This is a genomic window from Duncaniella sp. C9, from assembly GCF_004803935.1.
Classification (GTDB): domain Bacteria; phylum Bacteroidota; class Bacteroidia; order Bacteroidales; family Muribaculaceae; genus Duncaniella; species Duncaniella muris.
This window is the reverse complement of sequence record NZ_CP039547.1, coordinates 2,906,791-2,924,558: the sequence shown is the minus strand read 5'-3', so window position 1 is coordinate 2,924,558 and position 17,768 is coordinate 2,906,791. Positions and strand designations below refer to the sequence as shown.

Here is a 17,768-nt window from a genome sequence, read left to right as displayed (position 1 = left end):
GCGATATAACTATTTGAAAATGAATGGCAATGAATGTATTTGAATATCAGTGAATATATGGCAAAATACTAACCCTAATTATGAGCGAGTTGACTGTTCTAAAAGACGGGAAAATAGTAAACACAACACTGGTCATTCCTGCGAAGTTCTCGGCTGAATTTTCAGACCAGAAACTCTTGGATATAAAAGGAATTATCACTCATACTCAGTTAGACGAAATCCCTCATAACACTTCAGCTGTACGGTTCAATTGGGGAATACCCCGTGAGTTGATTGTTCAATTATTGGAATCCAAGAATTGAATTATACAACAGATTCACGGAGCCGGAGAAATCCGTGGTCTCTCAGTTCGTGATATCCGTAAAGAAATGTCTGCTGGGAAAATGTACAGGTATTAATTTCATCGACACAACCCCTTGATTTTTCGGGGGATGGGATGAAAAAAACGACACGGTTGCGTGATGGCAGCCGTGTCGCTTTGCGGTGGGAGTGTCTATTTCAGAGAGATATGTTATTAAATGATGGTGCCTGTTTCAAAGAGGTTGTTTATTGAAAAGGCGGATGATTTCGCCAATCCAGAGCACGAGTGATGTGCCGGCTATGATGATTAGCCAGTCAATGAGTCGAAGCGGTTCGACGTTGAAAAATTCTCCGCCGATGCTTACAATCAGTATCTGGCCGAACAGGATCGAGAGGGCTATTAGGCTGAAGCCTTCGCAGCCTTTGAAGTGGAATGCCGAGCGTCCGGTCTCAAAGGCGCGGGCGTTGAACATGTTCCAGAACTGGAGGAATACGAAGATGGTGAAGAAGAGCGAAAGTTCGTAGCCGCTCAGCCCGGTGTTTCCGCCCATCGTGACAGAGCCTATTTCGGTAAGACATGTGATGTCAGTGTGCTCGAAATAGTAGAGTATGGCGAGGAGCACCAGGAAGAATATGCCTCCTATGCAGATGATGAATCTCTTCATCGCATTGTTGATGATGAATGCCTCGCGCGGGCGTGGTTTGTCTTTCATAACAGATGCGGAGGGTGGGAGAGAGGCAAGCGCCATCGCTGCGAATGTGTCCATGATAAGGTTGACCCACAGCATCTGTGTGACTGTCAGTGGCGACTGCATGCCCATGAATGATCCGAAGAGAACTATGAAGCAGGCCACGACGTTGACGGTCATCTGGAAAAGGATGAAGCGCTGGATGTTCTGATAGAGTGAACGGCCCCACATGACAGCCCGTCCGATTGATGAAAAGGAGTTGTCAATGATGGTTATGTCTGAGGCTTCTTTGGCTACTGATGTGCCGTCGCCCATCGAGAGCCCGACGTGGGCTGTCTTGAGTGCCGGAGCGTCGTTTGTGCCGTCGCCGGTGACTGCGACTACCTCATTATTGGCCTGAAGGGCTTCTACGAGACGCTTTTTGTCCATCGGGCGGGCGCGGGCTATGATTTTCAGATCTCTGACACGCTCTTTCAGCTGAGTGTCGGAGAGTTCGGCAAATTCCGGTCCGGTGATAATGTTGCGGTCGCTGTCAGTGCTGTCGTTCCACAGTCCGATCTGGCGTCCGATTTCTTTGGCTGTGCCGGGAGTGTCGCCGGTGACGATCTTCACTTTTATGCCTGCTTCGATAACCTCCTTCACAGCGTCAGGGACATCGGTGCGGACAGGGTCGGAGATGGCTACAATGCCGAGGAATGTAAGACCGGTGGCCACGACTTTGCCGTCGGCTATTGTCTTGTCGCCGTCATTGATTTCCTGATACGCAAAACCGAGTGTGCGCATGGCCTGGTTCTGATATTCGAGAAGTCTGGCATTGATCTCATCAGCTGTGACTCCGGCGGTGTCTTTACACATCCCGAATATAATTTCCGGGGCGCCTTTGACGTAGAGTATGGTCTTCCCGGTCGATGACCGGACTGTGGTGGCCATGTATTTGCGCTCGGTTGTGAACGGAAGTTCCTCGACCGTGACCGCTTTGTCTTTCAGATCAAGGTAGCTGACGCCTCTCTTTCTGAGCCAGAGCAGAAGTGCTCCTTCGGTAGGGTTGCCGAGCACCTGGATGCGGTCGCCTGACATGTCAAGCTGGGCTGTAGAGTTGACGGCTATTCCTTCGTAGAGAATTTCGTCAGACGGTTCTCCGAAGAAGTCGGCTTTGTAGACCTGCATCTGGTTTCGGGTGAGTGTTCCGGTCTTGTCGGTACAGATAACGGTTGTGGCACCCATTGTCTCGCATGCATGCATTTTGCGCACGAGATTGTTGGTTTTGAGCATACGGCGCATGGAGTAGGCCAGCGATAGTGTCACTGCCATTGGCAGACCTTCTGGCACTGCCACTACGATCAGGGTTACAGCAACCATCAGGGTCTGCAGGAAGAATGCGAGAAATGCCACCCAGTCGAAGTCGGACACATTTATAAAATACATGGCGATACGTCCGGCGATAATAGCGGATGCAAAAGCGTAGGAGACTCTGGAGATGAGTTTGCCGAGCCGGTCAAGCTGTTCGTTGAGGGGGGTCTTGACGCTGTCGTCGATCTGCGCTGTTTCGAAGACTTTTCCGTTCTCGGTTTTGTCACCGACGGCGAACACACGCATCACTCCGTGGCCTTCCATTATTTTGGTGCCGCGCATAGCGTGGTTGCCGGGAAATGTGGCATCTTTGTCGAATCGGGCCGGATCGGTGGTCTTGTGGCATATCGGTTCTCCGGTCAGAGTCGATTCATCGATGTTGAGCGAAACGGCCTCAAGCAGTTCGCCGTCGGCCGGGACTTCTTCGCCAGTGTTGAGAATGACGATATCGCCCACAACGACATCTCGCCTTGTAATCTGCGTAACGCAGCCGTTTCGGATCACCTGCACCGGCTCGTCATCGTTGATCTGATTGAGCAGGGCGAATTCCTTGTCGGCTTTCTGTTCGAAGAAAAATGCGAGCCCGGTGGCAAGCAGTATGGCTATGAAGATGCCGCAGGGTTCGAAAAATACGCCGGAGCCCTCACCGAGGCCCCAGAATTCGTAGCATGAGATACAGATTGACAACACTCCCGCTATCATGAGGATGATGATCAGCGGGTCTCTGAACTTCTCAAGAAACCTTTTCCACAAAGGTTTCTTTGCAGGGGGAGTCAGGATGTTGATACCATTATTTAGCCGGCTGGCCGAAACTTCAGCGTCAGTCAGCCCAGTGTAATGATGTGATTGAGACATATGCAGTATGATTTTTAGATAGCTGTCCGGCGTATGTGCTAATTCAGAAGCGCCTAATTAGGCCGCCGGAAGAGTGTGTTATTCTTTTGGCGTCATCAGGGCGCGGGTGGATTCCAGGATAGGAAGATTAGTTTCGGTCGGGATATAGATGACAGTCTTGTTGCTGAGGTCTGACTGCTGGCGTACCCACAGATACTGGATATAGGTTGAGGTAATGCTTCCGTTTTCGATGCGGATGGCTTCGGCTGCACCTTTGGCGCGTTCGATCTCAGCCTGCGCGTTGAGTTTTTCAGCTTCAAGATTCGCTTTGGCCTCTTCGATTTTGATTTTACGGTTCTGTTCGGCCTTGGCAAACTCAGCCTTGCCCTCCATCTCCTGTGACCAGACGTTGTACCAGGGGCGGATGAAGGCCATTGCTACAATAATCAGTATTATGCCTGCCACACTCCAGATGATACCTTTCAGGATTCCGGGCGTAAGGTTGATGTTATTATTGTGATACATGTCGACGTGTGATTAAAAATATGTTTTGTGTCTGCAAAAGTAGATATAAAATCGCTAAAAATCAACAGGGCTATTGGAAAAGGATGAAACACACGCCGACTTGCATCAGTGGTGCTTTCTGCTGAATGGACACAAGTCAAACAAAAGCCGTTTAATCTGTTCTGGCGATATTTTGCCGTCAAGTATCTGTAATAATTCCTCTTGACGCGGTTGTCCCATAGTGAGACGATAAAGAGAAAGAACTTTTATGAGCCTTCCATAACGCGATTCGTCTTCACTCATTGGATACATCGGTACAATGCGTTCGATCTTTTCTGCTTTGATGTCTTTGAAGTGGATATCGTTCAACGGCAGGTACCAGAATGGCACCATCTCTGAATTATTTCCTTTCAGTTCTGCTGAAGCTTTGTAAAACATTTCATTCCACCGGAAGATGTCAGGATAAAGTCTGGAAATGTTCCTTCTGACGGATAGACATTTATAACGATTGATACGTCCTTCGCGTTGTTCCATATTCTGTGGATTGGACGGCAGGTTCCAGTGGACTATTTTCCGGCAGTACCAATGAAAATCAAGGCCTTCCTGACCCACGGATGTCGAGGCTAAGACAAAGGGGCGGAAAGGACTGTTGAAGGCTGAGCGCACGTTTGTTGCGTGGTTGACATCTTTTTCTGTCTGCTTGCCACTTCCGAAATCAACAGCAAAGTGTTTGCGCATAGAGTACTTATCGTCTGTGCCGAATGTCTGTATTGTATTTATCGGCTGTGGATATGCCGGTGCAAATGACTCCTTCATTCTTGTAACAATGGTTTCAGGTGATTTATTCTCCCCAATCATGTGTACGAACTCGTCAAGAACGGCCTGGAGATTTCCCTGGATACAATAGTCAACCACATTCCGGAAGTAGTTGCTATGATCTCTGCAATTGCTTCGGACTGCGGCAATGCCTTGGCGGTTGTTGAAGATGCCCGTCAGTTCTTTGGCTACTTCTTCAGCATGTTGCCTGGCATTCAGATCGCCAATCCGTTTGAATGTACGGTACAGACACATTGCCGGAGCTCCGATTGCCATTGAGACCAATATCTCATCAGCTTCTTTGGGTATGTTTCTGACTTCCGCGTCGGAATTGTCGAGAGCTGTCAGAAGGTGATAAATGTCCAACGAACTTACACGGCTGACGGTTTTGCCGTCAAATTCATTCAGTTTGCTTCTGATTTTCTTTTTTATTTGCTGTCTGATATCGCTTAAAGGTTTTCCAAAGCTGTCTTCAGGATCATACATATCTGCCAGAGAAGTTGAAACAGTATGCATGATGGTTAATGTTTTTGTTTTTGTGCTATCCTTAAGGATCTGGAAATCTTCTTTGCGGTAGGATTCGTTGGTTCTGCGTAGCAGACGTCTTTCGGCCTCGTATGATATCATGCATGCAAGCATTTTCGGGACCATGCCCCAGGAAGAAAATATCAGATATTTTGAGAAGGATTCATTCCGTGTAAACACATTCGGTTGCTGTGTATAGTAAGGGTGAGAGGCAGGAATCCATAATAATGATTCTGCACCCGTCGATTTTTTGCCTTTGCCGAATATGGTAGCCATAATGAAACCGAGCCTTGCATTCCGATAGTCTTCAAGGGAGTAGTTTTCGATTTTATCCCGGTCAAGTAACAGACAGTCTTTCCTGATACCCTTGCCGGCTCCGGCTTTCCAGGCTTCTGCTATCGTATCTTTCAGTTTATAGTTGTCCATAAACGAGAGCTGGAATGCTGATGATTTTGTATAGTCAACAGGAGCGGAATATACCTTCTTGCCAAACTTCCGGCAGTTGTCTATCAGGTGTTGCATCTGAATAAATGATGTGATGTCGCCGGCTGACAGGAAATCATAAACAGGAGGTAAGATTTCATGAATAATGCCCTCGTTGGACCGTTCGGTACGTCCCATGACATTATAGAGCATATTTTCTGCTGACTGATGCTTCAGTCCGATTGTTTCTTCTGTTTCTTTTTCAATATGCTTCAAGGCAGAAGAGTAGTCTCTCCATATGGCCTTGAAATCAATTTTATTGACATCGTTGATATGCAGGAAATCCATCAGACGATGGAAATCCTTATATTGTTCGTCATTATTGGAGTCGTTGAGTTCTTCGAGCGTTGTGTATGGCTTGTATGGGGTTGCTGATAATAAGTAAGTCGTAAAAATTAATTTATACTAAGCCGCATGGACAAAATTGATATTGAGTTCAGATCCAAGCGCAGCCAACGCACGGTTAGTTGCATAGAGCAGGGATTCTGTGGAGCAATAATCCGCAGGTCTGAGCCATTTGCCCTTGAGGATTCTCCAGAGCGTCTCGGCGATATTCAAATGTGGACTGTACGGTGGAAGGAAAAAGAGATACAACCCACGTTTCTCCCATATTGGACGGAGTTCCCGCATGAGTTTGCATCTGTGGACGCTTGCATTGTCAAGGACAACAAAAGTGTTTTTACGGATACGGAGAGAAAATCGGTCAAGAAAGTCGGCAACCTTGTCAGCGGTCATATTCTCAGTTGTGGAGAATCCTTCATATCGATTGTTGCGGTCTATCATGCCGAAAATATTGAGTCTCAGACCTCTTTCAGATGGGATATAGACATCTTCACCTCGGAACTGCCATCCGTATGGCACATATCCCTCGGTGCAGATGTGGCTTTCATCTCCATAATAAATGTCGATGAGACAATCTTTTTCCTGTTGTACGAGTTCTTGCAGCTTCTCGGTCTTATACGCATAGAGCTGCGGCGAGGGTTTCCCCTTTGGACGTTTTCTTATACGTCTATATCCCGCGCCAAGGCGGATAAAAAAGCCCTGAAGGTACTCTCGGAGGCTTCTTTCCCTGAAGCCTGCTGCCATGCCTCTTTCGCTTTCTTCACGCTCTGCCTGTCGTTCTCTATGGCTTTGCGTACCGACTCTTCGTCCGAGCAGTCCATTATTGGCTTCCGACCCCGTCCGGGACGTGTTTCCAGTCCTTTGATTCCTTCGGCCTCGAAGCGTTTCACCCAGGAATTGACTGATATATGGGTCATGTCGGTCTGTTCTCCAACCTGTTCCGAAGTCAGGCCGGTGGATTTCAGAAGCACTGCGCGACAGCGCATGCGGTATGCGTGGCTCTTGCCTTGGCGAAAGCCTTCCTCTAATTGCAGACGTTGTTGGTCTGTCAGTTGTATAACTTTGATTTTTGCGATAGCGTTGTGTCTTTATGTGTTTACACAAAGATACGCAAAAAAATTGATATAAACTAATTTTCAACATCTACTTAGCTCTGAATACATACTATGTTAATTCCTTTGCCTCCGATGCAGTCGGCATTGTAGAGCAAGTTGGAAAAGATAAATGTCGTGTTCATTTGGCGGTTGGTATGAGTGAGTTTGTATTGGTTATGATGGCCGTATGGAATATGGGATTGCTATTTATATTTATGCTTGTGTTATCATCTTGTTTTACAAATGGAATCGCTGTGGGCATAGCAAAGCTATTGATATTTATACCTTTTGTTTTGATTGATTTCCTGTTTCTACGATTCGCGTTATATGCCAACTATAAGAAACTTAAGAAGCGTATGCTTGAAATACTAACATGACAATATGGAAACGACACTGCGCTACATAGTAATAATCGCTATTGTCTATGGCATAGGCAAGGGAATATATCAGTCGACACGTTCACGGTCGATTGACTATTCTCTATGGGCGATTATCGCGCTTATGAGTGCAGTGTTATGGATTTCAAGAGGATTTCTTATCTCCAGTCGGATATATGATTTCCTGATGATTGCCGTATGGCTTATTGCAATCGGTTGTTTTGTTTTCTCGCGGAAATCCCAATATGGAAAGTATTTGAAATCTATTGTCATTGGTGGACTTTCAGTTTTCCTTGCTGTCTTTAGCTATTGGAATATAACGACACAGTCAATCGTTCCAACAACCTTGATAACTTCCCTAAAGGGATATTCAACACATCGAATAGATGAGGTTTGTTTCCGTTATAACGAAACTCCATTTTGGAGAAGTTACAATCTTAACAACTACCCAAATGTAAAGCTACTTCTTGAACAATACGATGTAAGGCTGACAATCAAGCCGATTTCAACCAATATCGCCAAACTTGAATCAATTACATTAATTCCAAAAGCCAAGATATGAAAACCTCTCTCCGATATAAGACGCTCACAAAATACTTGCGGATATTGGCGATATGCGGAATCATATTGTCAATACTCCCATGCCTAATGATTTGTATCTTTAAAAGTGCAACAGGATTTATCAGACATCCGTGGCTATTGCTTATCGCATATTTTGTTTGTAATGTTCTTCTATATCCTTTGAGCGGTCTGCTTGCTTACAGGCTGTGTAAAACGAACACTTTGATTACGGTAGTCATGACATGGATTCTGTATAATATAATCTTTGTCTTATTAGTATGGCTTGCAGACACATTCGGCTCATGGTGGCCTATGGCAGCGTGTGTGAATTTTATTGTGTCTTTCATTCCTCAAATAATATTGATTCCAATCATTTACAGATGGATGGACAAGAGCAATGCTGTGGAAAGGAGGACTGAGAAATGAATAAGGTATTGGCAGAATACATTTCTATATGCTCTCAATTCCGCAAAGATGGCTTGAGCAAACCTGAAAGGAAACAGCGACATGCCATGCTTTCGGAATGGGCTAAAAACATTCATACAGCTGAAATTCTGGAATTGGCGGAATTATGCCAATTTCGGGATTGTTATGGCGAATTGTGTTATAACAATCTTTTCATAAAATTCGTGGTTGTGCCTGTGGTAGCCGCTGACTTTGAAAACAACGGAATTGATGGCATCAAGTTTTTGTTCAGTTGTTTCCGTGGTCACGATAGGTTATATAACAATGCCAATAGTCCGCTATCCATTTTTTGTGACGCTATTGGTTATAAGTACAATCCCATACAGTTGGCTGATTTAGTTCTTGATGTGGAACCTGAAAATCTTGATGTATTGAATTTCAAGTATTATTCTTTGAAATCATATTTGGAATTTTCCCTCCACGAAATACCGTCAGGCATACTCGACGGTATGAATGGAGTTTCGGTTTCAGCCATTCTGGATATGCTTCACATTGTAGATGAGTTTCAATACTTATCAGAAAGACTTTCGTTGAATGATGACAGTGCATTGATTGCCGATTGTCGCAAATTCTATTCCGCTTACGAGAACTATCTCAAGAATCTGGATTCATTCAAGAACTTTGCAGATTATCTGAATAAGAACGGTATTGAATACGAGGTTTACAGCAACACATATTATTACGAATAGAGGCATGAAAAAGTGGCAGAAAATATTGGGTTGCGTAATCTTCGGATTAGGAGCAGTCATTGAATTGCTTTTAGTCTGCAACGCATACCTTGACTTGAAATACATGGTAGAGCCATTTGATATTCATGTCATAATTGAAAGAATGTACCTGAGCATCGACTCACTTTCATGCGCCATGTGGATAAACTATTTCGTAGCACTCGGACTGTTCGTTTACTTGTGGTGGAAAGGAGATCGAGAAAAGAAGTTGCCCAAATATTCTTCAAATGGGGGAGTAAAACTTGATTGGGTAAATGGCTTTGAAATCAGGAGCAATGTAAGTGAGAATGGGATGGTAATAAAGGCGAACAAAGAAGGGTTACTCTCATTGGCTAATCATCTTACGAATTTAGCGCAAGCAGATGTGCCTCTCGGCACTCATATACATTTGGATTCCTTAAACTCGTTGGAAGATGGTTCGGACAATATAATAATTGAGAAAACATGAAACTGAAAGATAAGAACACTGGCAAATTTATTGGTGTGGCGACTATTAGCGGCATACTGACTTTCGCTATCGCTTGCGGATTGTGGTATATGGTTTCAGGCGTGAATTGGTTGGATTTTTTGGTGATACCTGTCACAATCATTTCGTGTTGGATAATCGGTGCATTGATAGCGTGGCTTATCGTTCCTGACAGGAAAAACTATCTGTTGAGCGTCGCAGCATATTTATCCACAATCGGGGTTAATTTCATTATAGCGGCCTTTGACTTACTCAACGGAGAACCCTCGATAAACGGATGGATTGTCCTGTTCGCAATAGGCTTCGCAATTATCTCCATTCCCGGAGCTATTCTGTTGAATTTAGTAACAACACGTATTCTCAAATGAATACCGATAAATACATAGCAAAGGAATCATTTACTGCACCCATTTTGTGTGTCGTAATGACAGCATGGTGCATATGGGCTGGTTGCACGGAGGGCTGGAATATACTCAGTGTTGGCGGTTTGGTATTTTTCGCTATCGGCATGGTCGTTTACATATTCAAGTATGTGAAATATGGACGCAGCGTATTGATGATTGATGAAGCCGGAATTACTATAAAAGACTGGCGAAAGAATGAAATCCTGCATTGGGAGGAAATCGAGAAATGCGACATAGCATGGCGCACCGCTATGGGGCACTGCTTCCGTTGTCTGGGCATAAAGACTTTGGCAGGGAAACGAGAAAAATTCCACGACGTAAGACTATCTGGCAAATTATGCCGAAACAGGAGCGTAAGACAAGCCATTGAAAAGTTTGGCGGAACCGAAATATTCGATTATGAAGGTTCAAGCCAACAGAACCGCTATGTCGTAAATATTATGATCTTCGCACTATTGGCAGTATTCGTATTCTTCATAATTTACTCCATACTATGAAAAAGGCCGGAAAAATAATCGCATATTCTATCGCTCTCCTTATTGTTATAGCGATAGCAGTTTCTATTGTCGCAATTTATCATATGGGATACAATACAGCTCATTACAGAGAGAAAGACATTGAGGCAATAAATCAGGCGACCTTTGAGAATAGATACAACGAGCAATCGGAACATAAAGATATAATTATAAGCAAAGAAGAAGCCATAAAGAATTATTACGGCAAAGATTCGGTATTCGATATTGACCGTGAAGATTATGAAACCGCAAAATGGGTTCTGGAATCTTCATTTCCGAAAGAAATAATCAGAGATGGAGGCGGGTACAAATGCGTTGAGTCCGGCAACACATCATCCGTCGATAGGATAATAAGGATGTTTCCTATTGACCGGTATTTCAAACAATACCTTGGTGTCTGGCAGAATGGGCGAAAGACCGTCACTATATATCTCACAACAGAATACACTCCGGAGTATGTGGGGCAATATGTGCAATACAAGGGTCTAATACCGGAAGAGATTACGGTAACCATTGATTTGATGACCGAAAAACTATCCTTATAATCCAACTACCATGATTTTAATACTCGGAATTATAATACATCTGATTCTCTTTACTTTACTGGCGGTGGTGATTGCATTGCCATTGGCCGGTATTGTATGTTGGCTAAGCAGGAAGCATAGGAAACGTAATACCATACTGGCATTATCATCGCCATTTGTGTTTATATATTCGTTCTATTTCACTTGTCTAATCGGCGGTTTCACCTGTGCATCAATCTTTGATACCGGCTGCGGAATGGACGGATACTATAAGACCGATTTGCCTAACGGTTATCAGATAGAATCCCTTGCGGATGACTTCGACCGCGAATATTTCACAGGGTATATCCGCAAAGACGGAGCGCGCGTTTTTGAATGGGTAACTAAAATCAAGATTGTAGGCGATTCGATTTGTGGAGAACAGTCTTTTGAGCCTGCCGGACGAGATCATTACTTTGTCATTGACACTAAAACTGACAGCATAACGCAATATAAATCACCCCTTGAAGCAAAGGAAAAAGCACCGATGGTTGTGACTGGGCTAACGCACTTGGAGGCATTCTATTATAAAAGTTGGCCGTGGGTAATTCCTTTGACAATCCTCTCCGTTGTCGTATCATCTGGATTAGTATTTCTTTTATGGTTTATTGTTAACAAAATCTCAAAATAGCGTATGATTCAGATTCTCATAATTATAAGCGTTATTATCCTGCTTGTCGGTCTTATGGTAAAATGGCCGAGACCGGGACTGTATATTTTCAAGACTGTCTGCCTGATGCTTTTGCTGATCGGTCTGTTTTTCGCTCTGTTCTTTACTCTTATGGGGCTTGGAAAGCAAGCTTTAAACATTGACCTTCATCCTTGGCGGGAATATGTAGGTCCTCGTTTCATTGGAGCATTGATTGTAACAACGGTTATCTTCATAATATCTCAAATTCCTCTTCTTTTCTTGAAGAAATTATCAAGCAAGGTAAAATCGAAAATCTTGAAAATTGAAGGACTGGTATATGTGGCATTGTTGATACTTGGCACAGGCTTGCTATATGTGGCTGTGAGTGACAGGAATTATCCCGAAAACCAAGTTATTGACAAAATTGAGGATTTCCACGCCAGACACGGACAATATCCTAAAGATTTGAGCGACATTAATGTCAACATCGATAACGATAGCCTGTTCATAAATGATAATGTTCATCTCGGATATTCCTGCGATAAAAACGCTTATACGTTATCTATGAATTATGAATATGGCAGTTATGTTTATGATAGTAGGAAAGATAGATGGAGTGAGATTCAGGAAGGCTCGTCGATTGAGAATTATATGATTGCGATTCCCAAGGAGGCCGATGATGTGATTATAAGCGATTACGATAAGGGGGAGCTTGGTCTTTACGGAGTAAGCAACTCTGAATTTTATCAGCTCACACAATCGCAATATGAAAAGGCTCGTGAAATATTGATAAAGCATTTCGCCGATTCCATACAGCCGTCTACCAATGGTGAATACCTTATAGAACATCCCGGAGGCTGGCTGGAATATATAGCATATCCGTATGAACAATATCGCCGTCAATATTTCGGTTGGAAAGACCGGGATGGAACGCATTTTGCTATGGTTATACTCATCAGCAAGAAGCTTATTGAGCATTATATTTCATTGGGCAATTTTGAAGATAATGGTCAACTGTTTTGGATTGAAGATGGTGGAAGCGATGAAGTCGATGTCCTAATCAATCTTGATGAGAGCAAACTGGAAACCTTCGTAGTACACCAACATGGGTAAAAAATGAAATCAGACAGCAAAATATATCGGTTTTTCTTTGGGCGGCGGGGTGAAATTCGCTTGCCATTTGGTGCTATGCTACTGATTCTCGTGCCTTTTCTCATTGTAGGTCTGTATTTCCAGAATCACAAGTACAATGCTCTGTCGGCAAATCCGGAACATACATCGACTGTGATTTCAAATATCGGCTATATAGGCAACAGTGGTCCTATAATACATTACAAATTTACAGTGAACGGTGTAACATATAAAGGTGGTATGCATGCCAATGGTTTTGCCGTTGGCGACAGCATAGGTGTGGTATATCAGAAAGACAACCCGGAGAATAATATGACGGTGTTTGAATATTATGATGGCCCGTCGTATGGTTCGGTCGCAATATTCGTCCTCGCTGCGATTATTTTGGCTCTATACCGATGGCGAAAAATCAATCGAAAATACAACGAGAGCTGCCCGGAGTTGGATGGCACTGGAAGGTGTAGTATTTACCGCACCGACAAAGAATATATATTGGTTACAGTATATAATGTCACTGCGAGTCTTCCGATTAAATTCCTCCCCATAGGCTGTAGTAACGGAGAATTTGAGAATACTCTCATGGAAATATTCCATGCAAGTCTGCATGGCAAATATGTGGAGCTGAAAAACGCAGAACTGATCAAAGCCATGAAGCAACGCTCATGGCGACATCTTTATCAACACTCCACAGGTGTGCTTCTGAAACACGACAGCCGCACTTTGGAGATTTTGCCCACCCGGAAAGCTACTGATGACAAAGGTCTTGACTGGGATTATGACCGCGCAATATCCTTTGACCTTGACGGCGCATCATGGAAAGACATCATAAACTCAACCCGAAAACTCCTTGAACACCATGAAACTGACCGATAAACGATTTTGGATATTTGAGGCATTATCTCTTTTATGTGGAGAATTAACATTCTGCATCGCTGCCGGGGCTTGGTTTGCATTATCTCAGGTTAATTGGTTTTCAGAATGGATATTCCAACTTCCAGTTTTGCTTTGCTGGGGTTTAGGGGCTTTCTTTTCATGGTTAACATCCAAAAGCGCAAACAATATTACATTTAGAACATATATCTGGACTAATTGTGTGTATCTGGCATTAACAATTTACAATGTCAGTAACGGAGACGGTAACTATTCAGCGAATCGAACACAATCAGGTCGGTCAGCAACAATTTTAGAATAATTCTCTGAGTATCATCACGGCTTTTTCATTTAAGATAAAATAAAGTGTATACCTGCCCTTACCCGTTTCGAGCTGAAGCGGGTAATCTGTTGTATCTGTATTTCAGTTGTTTATCTCTTCGTTAAAATCTTATTTTTTTCATTTTTGGCTTAAAAATCGCATTAGTCGGGTAAAGCTCATCGAGATATGTCTGATCAGTTCGGCCATGCCTTTATTCTTATCCGATTGTTTTTTGCGAAGTCCTTTCCATATTGAGAACACCGAGTAAACGATTCTCTGTATGGTGTCGAGGTTTCGGGCAGCTCTCGACGACTTGCGTTTTATATTGTCCTGCTGAAGATTGTAGTCCAGCCCCCAGTGCATACTTTCTATTGACCAGTGGTTGCGTACGATGGTTCCGGGCTGCGGAGTATCCGTGGGCATACTGCTGACGTACAGGCGTTTTTCTGAGGTGTGTACTCCTGTTGACTTTTTGACTGTGGACGATTCATACTCTATGATGGTCATGTTTCCGCCCCATTTCTTCTTGTTTGCGATAATGTCCAGTCCGTCATATACGCGGTAGGTTCTCGTCTCTATCCTGCCGTGGGCCAGTTCGGGACCTTCGGTGTAAGAATATACCGGTGTGTGTTCCACTAGCCTGTCCTCAATGCCGTATCGCAATGACGGCTGGTTGGCTTTGAGTTCTATCAGAAAGTCTCCGCCTTTCTTTCTGATTTTCTCGACAATATCCTTCTGCATAGACATTGCGTCGGCTGTGACAATCTTTCCTGCGACATCTATTTTATCAAGAAGTATCGGTATGGCCTTTATCTCGTTGCTCTTTTCCTGACAGGCTTCGGTGGCGATTGTTATGCCGGTGCTGAACGAATAGGCAGAGACGATATCCGGGCTTCGCCCGTTTTCCTGAACGGTGCCGCGCTCGGCTTTGCCGTCAATGCAGATTATTTCAATGATGCGGCTGGCGCAAGTAAGTCTTTCAAGGAATATGTCTGCGAACTGCTGCATCCTGTCGGCCATATCCATATCGTTGATGCCGTTCTCCACACGGCAAAGCGTGGCCTCAGATGGTACGCCGTTCCTTAACAGGCCCATTTTGTGTAATTTGTTGAGGTTGTATCTGCCGAACTCCAATATCTCGGCTCGTCCGATGCATCCGGCCATACGTCCGAGTATCATCAGCATGATGATATCGTTGAGGCTGTGACGGAAATTGCCTTTGTCCAATCTACGGAAATCCGGCACGGATGAGGCAAACGCTCGAAGTTCTTCCATAATACTGCGCCTTGTGTCAAATTTATTGTGTACTTTTGCGGTATGATCAGGCGCATAGGCGTCAGTCGAACAGACTTGGTCAAGTGGCTTCATTTTTGGCGTAACTCTTTGATTATCACCTATAAAGTTACTAAAAATCTGCCACTTGGCCAAATTTTCATTGCACTTATTTTCTTGAAAATCAGAGGTTAAAGCCTCTCCACCCGTACTGCTCTCGCTATAAAATAACACATTTGTCGAGAATGAGACGAAATCTTAAATGAAAGAGCCGTGATAATTCCATGTAATTCTCTGAATAATATACGCGAAAATCCAAATAAAAAACTTATCTTTGCGGAAAAGAAAAGCGTTTTTAGAATTGATGCAAAATTAGGTCGAACAAAGCACCTCGCTCGTTTCCAAATCGTTACCTGTTAAACCGCAAATCTCGGTACTCATTAACAGCAAGCTGATAAGGATTTGAATAATGTCTTGCGATGTGGAACGTGATCCGGCGGTTGATTCCAGCCTCCTTTATCCACGCCCGGAGAGGGTAGTTTATCATTGAGCGTTTGAGAGTCTTGAACACAAGTCCCTCTTCTCGTTCACCGCAAAAGGCGAGGGCTTCCTCGCTGATTGGGAGAGTGGCTTCCTCATCGGTCTTTTCCGTGCGGATTCGCATAACATACCCGTCTTCGGTCTTGACGATATGTTCCCACCGGAGTTGCTGAATGTCGCTGATGCGGAGTCCGGTCATGCAAGAGAACAGCGACGCACGACGCAGCACCTCATGTTTGCATGGAGTCGCGGCGAGTTTCTTAACCTCGTCGAGCGAGAGAAACTCAATTTTGGTATCCTTCCACTCAATCTTTTCGAGGAAGTCATTTATGTTCTCTCGGAGGAGTTTCTCCTGATACGCCTCTTTGAGCAGAGTGCGGAATGTTGACCAGTAACCGGCGATTGAGTTATGGGCGAGCTTACTCTTGCGACCATCACGACGGCCACCTTTAAGAAGGTATGCCTGAAACTTCTTGCAGAAGTCCTCGTTGATTTCTCCGACGGTACATTTACCCTCGCAAAAATCATAGAAGTGCTGATAGACAATCTTCCACTTCTGGTATTTCTTGAAACACTTCTTGCGGAAGTATTCCAGAAAGTCGATGCGGAGTTTCTCTTTGTCGAGGAAGCCGAACTGCTCGTTGAGCAACTGCTCGAAGCGACGGCAACGGATAGCCTCCGCCTTTTCCATCATGGAGGCGTTGAACTCTCGTTCACGGGCATTTGCCGGATGCCTGTAGAGATATATTCCCAGACCCTCACGGCGGCTGAGCCTGTTGGTGTGAGGATTTCGGATTGGGGGATAGAAGTCGAGGTAGAGCGATATGCGGTCGCCCGATATTTCCTTTTTACGAAGGAAAACTTTAGTGCAGGTATTCATTGTATCTTGGAAGAGTTAAAAGTTTGACGCAAAGTTCGGTAGTGTTTGCATGGTGGAATCAGCCACCATCGCGCCACTATAGCCGGATTCGGCTAAATCGTAGGTGGCGCAAGCAAATCATCCAGTTCTTTGCGGGATATGTAGGTGTATCGACCCTTTTTTACTCGCGGGATGTTGTGATACTTCACATAGTGGTGCATCTGGTCATGGGTCATATTGTATTTAGCCATTGCTTCAGCATAGGTGTAGTATTGAGGCTCTTCTTTTTTGATTAAGCCCTTGGCTGCATCTACATGAGTTTTGGAATACAGTGTCTCGCGTCCTATCTTCATTTTAGGAATTCCTTCCTTTGAGATGAAGCAATAGACCGCAGATACAGTCATGCCAAACTTTCTTTGCATTTCTTCCACCGAATACCACTCAGTGATTTCAGGTGACGGTGCTCTCTTTGCGAAGTAGCGATCGACGTGTTCACGACTCCACATACTTTTCCCTCGGTGGATTGTTTTAGGGAACTTCTCTGTCTTTAGAATCTTGTAGAAACCGGAATTTGAAATTCCGAACTTTTCAAGAATCTCTTGGGTAGTGTAAAACTCGGATATTGGTTTCTTTTCACTGATGACGACCGGACGCTCTGATGATGTCGAGAATAGATCATCAATGTCTGCTCTACGGATTAGAGTCTTGCGACAAAGCTTCCATGTTTTCAGAGTGCCGTTGTTGATGTAGTTATAGATTGTCTTGTAACAGATACCTATAACTTTGGCCGCTTGTCTCGGAGTCAGGAACTCCTGCTTTTCTAATTCTGGAGGACATCCTTTGACCCTCTCGAACTCCTCTTGAACCTTCTCCAGCTTGGCTTGTCGCTTTCGCTCTTTATAAGCCAGCCCGGAGCAACGATGGCTGCAATAGTTGGTAGTCGTGGTTCTTGCCACAAACTCCTTACCGCACCATTGGCAGACTCGATTAACGAAAATGTTACTGCTCATTCTTGCTGAGTTTTTACTGAGTTATTCAGCCTGTAATTCAGCCAAAAGCGTGTAAGGGCGTGTATTGACGTGTACCCATGTGCAATTGTCCACTTTCTTTATCACGCTATTGGTCCC

General features: G+C 44.3%; 16 protein-coding genes and 2 pseudogenes. 10 read left to right on the top strand and 8 right to left on the bottom strand.

Features of this window, described 5'->3' with window-relative positions; all coding sequences use genetic code 11:
- Positions 1-533 precede the first annotated feature (533 nt).
- From E7745_RS12310 to E7745_RS15115, 5 genes and pseudogenes are all read right to left on the bottom strand, one after another.
- Positions 534-3,194, bottom strand: coding sequence for a calcium-translocating P-type ATPase, PMCA-type (locus tag E7745_RS12310; protein ID WP_136408930.1), 2,661 nt, complete (start codon positions 3,192-3,194; stop codon positions 534-536).
- Positions 3,195-3,272: 78 nt separating this feature from the next.
- Entirely contained in the window at positions 3,273-3,698 is a 426-nt protein-coding gene (locus tag E7745_RS12305) for a hypothetical protein (RefSeq protein ID WP_107033291.1), read from the bottom strand.
- Positions 3,699-3,803: 105 nt separating this feature from the next.
- The gene (locus tag E7745_RS12300) at positions 3,804-5,789 is read right to left on the bottom strand and encodes a helicase-related protein (protein WP_136408929.1); all 1,986 of its coding nucleotides are present in this window, start codon (positions 5,787-5,789) and stop codon (positions 3,804-3,806) included.
- Positions 5,790-5,906: 117 nt separating this feature from the next.
- Positions 5,907-6,671 (bottom strand): annotated as a pseudogene (locus E7745_RS12295) (IS630 family transposase); the annotation flags it as partial.
- Positions 6,593-6,829: pseudogene (locus tag E7745_RS15115) on the bottom strand (helix-turn-helix domain-containing protein); the annotation flags it as partial. The pseudogenes E7745_RS15115 and E7745_RS12295, both read right to left, overlap by 79 nt.
- Before the next feature lie 489 nt (positions 6,830-7,318).
- Here E7745_RS15115 and E7745_RS12285 point away from each other — a divergent pair.
- The 10 genes from E7745_RS12285 to E7745_RS12240 all read left to right on the top strand — a co-directional run bounded on the left by E7745_RS12285 (position 7,319) and on the right by E7745_RS12240 (position 13,970).
- Positions 7,319-7,876, top strand: a complete 558-nt coding sequence (locus tag E7745_RS12285) for a hypothetical protein (protein ID WP_124076362.1) — start codon at positions 7,319-7,321, stop codon at positions 7,874-7,876.
- Between the two features lie 421 nt (positions 7,877-8,297).
- Positions 8,298-9,029 carry a hypothetical protein gene (locus E7745_RS12280; RefSeq protein WP_124076360.1) on the top strand — a complete coding sequence of 244 codons (732 nt, stop codon included), beginning with the start codon at positions 8,298-8,300 and terminating at the stop codon, positions 9,027-9,029.
- Positions 9,030-9,033: 4 nt separating this feature from the next.
- Entirely contained in the window at positions 9,034-9,516 is a 483-nt protein-coding gene (locus tag E7745_RS15110) for a hypothetical protein (RefSeq protein ID WP_240740315.1), read from the top strand.
- Complete coding sequence (locus tag E7745_RS12270) at positions 9,513-9,902, top strand: hypothetical protein (RefSeq protein ID WP_124076359.1); 390 nt, start codon at positions 9,513-9,515, stop codon at positions 9,900-9,902. Before E7745_RS15110 ends, E7745_RS12270 begins: the two co-directional genes overlap by 4 nt.
- A gap of 140 nt (positions 9,903-10,042) precedes the next feature.
- Positions 10,043-10,435, top strand: a complete 393-nt coding sequence (locus tag E7745_RS12265) for a hypothetical protein (RefSeq protein WP_168182130.1) — start codon at positions 10,043-10,045, stop codon at positions 10,433-10,435.
- Positions 10,432-10,998, top strand: coding sequence for a hypothetical protein (locus E7745_RS12260; protein WP_123485472.1), 567 nt, complete (start codon positions 10,432-10,434; stop codon positions 10,996-10,998). Before E7745_RS12265 ends, E7745_RS12260 begins: the two co-directional genes overlap by 4 nt.
- Positions 10,999-11,008: 10 nt before the next feature.
- Positions 11,009-11,647, top strand: a complete 639-nt coding sequence (locus E7745_RS12255; protein WP_124076569.1) for a hypothetical protein — start codon at positions 11,009-11,011, stop codon at positions 11,645-11,647.
- Between the two features lie 3 nt (positions 11,648-11,650).
- On the top strand, positions 11,651-12,760 hold the full coding sequence (locus E7745_RS12250) for a hypothetical protein (RefSeq protein ID WP_124076567.1): 1,110 nt from the start codon (positions 11,651-11,653) through the stop codon (positions 12,758-12,760).
- Positions 12,761-12,835: 75 nt separating this feature from the next.
- Positions 12,836-13,651: a hypothetical protein gene (locus E7745_RS12245; RefSeq protein WP_124076565.1), complete on the top strand. Its 816-nt coding sequence runs from the start codon at positions 12,836-12,838 to the stop codon at positions 13,649-13,651.
- Positions 13,635-13,970: a hypothetical protein gene (locus tag E7745_RS12240; protein WP_124076563.1), complete on the top strand. Its 336-nt coding sequence runs from the start codon at positions 13,635-13,637 to the stop codon at positions 13,968-13,970. The genes E7745_RS12245 and E7745_RS12240 overlap by 17 nt, the downstream gene beginning before the upstream one ends.
- A 138-nt stretch (positions 13,971-14,108) precedes the next feature.
- On the opposite strand, the gene E7745_RS12235 is transcribed toward E7745_RS12240, so the two are convergent.
- From E7745_RS12235 to E7745_RS12225, 3 genes are all read right to left on the bottom strand, one after another.
- Positions 14,109-15,338: an ISAs1 family transposase gene (locus E7745_RS12235; protein ID WP_240740314.1), complete on the bottom strand. Its 1,230-nt coding sequence runs from the start codon at positions 15,336-15,338 to the stop codon at positions 14,109-14,111.
- Positions 15,339-15,651: 313 nt separating this feature from the next.
- Positions 15,652-16,662, bottom strand: a complete 1,011-nt coding sequence (locus tag E7745_RS12230; protein ID WP_136408927.1) for a site-specific integrase — start codon at positions 16,660-16,662, stop codon at positions 15,652-15,654.
- A gap of 92 nt (positions 16,663-16,754) precedes the next feature.
- The gene (locus E7745_RS12225; protein WP_124076073.1) at positions 16,755-17,651 is read right to left on the bottom strand and encodes a helix-turn-helix domain-containing protein; all 897 of its coding nucleotides are present in this window, start codon (positions 17,649-17,651) and stop codon (positions 16,755-16,757) included.
- Positions 17,652-17,768: the final 117 nt, after the last annotated feature.